At 68.0% G+C, this 646-nt stretch carries 1 protein-coding gene; it reads right to left on the bottom strand.

Going from position 1 to position 646, the window contains the following annotated elements:
- Positions 1-646 (bottom strand): condensation domain-containing protein (locus A5646_RS05815; protein WP_231998246.1); only part of this gene is annotated, 646 nt, incomplete at both ends.

Genomic DNA, 646 nt, shown 5'->3' with positions numbered 1-646 from the left:
CGGTCAACACGGTGCTGCAGGCCGCGTTCGCGCAGCTGCTGTGCGCCCTGACCGGCCAGGGCGATGTCGTGTTCGGCGGCGTCGAGCAGGTCGATCGACGACAACCGCCGCGCCGGGTCGCCGGTCATCACGATCAGCACCCGCTGCAGCCGTTCGATCAGCGTCGCGATGCGTGCCGCGTCGAAGACGTCGGTGTCGTATTCGACCTGCAGGCGCAGCTCCTTTCCGGGCTGGGCCTGCATGGTCAGCGGGTAGTGGGTGGATTCGCGGGTGGTGATGTCGGTGACGGCCAGCTCGTGGTCGGCGGACAATGAGCTGGCGTCGATCGGATAGTTCTCGTAGGCGAACAGCGTGTCGAACAGCTGGTCCTGGCCGGTGATGCGGTGGATCTCGTTGAGCGCCAGGTGCTGGTGGTCCAGCGTGTGGTTGTAGGCGCCTTGCAGCTGGTCGAGCAGTTCGGCGGTCGTGGTCGTGGCGGTGATGTTCGCCCGCACCGGCACCGTGTTGATCAGCAAGCCGACCATGTTCTCCGCGCCGGCGACCTCGGCGGGCCGGCCCGACACGGTGGTGCCGAACACGACATCGCCCTGGCCGGTCAGGGCGCACAGCAGCTGCGCGAACGCGGCCTGCAGCACCGTGTTGACCG

Source organism: Mycobacterium sp. 1245499.0 (assembly GCF_001673615.1).
Classification (GTDB): Bacteria; Actinomycetota; Actinomycetes; order Mycobacteriales; family Mycobacteriaceae; genus Mycobacterium; species Mycobacterium europaeum_A.
Note: the sequence above shows the minus strand (reverse complement) of the source record. Positions and strands in the feature narration are given on the sequence as shown.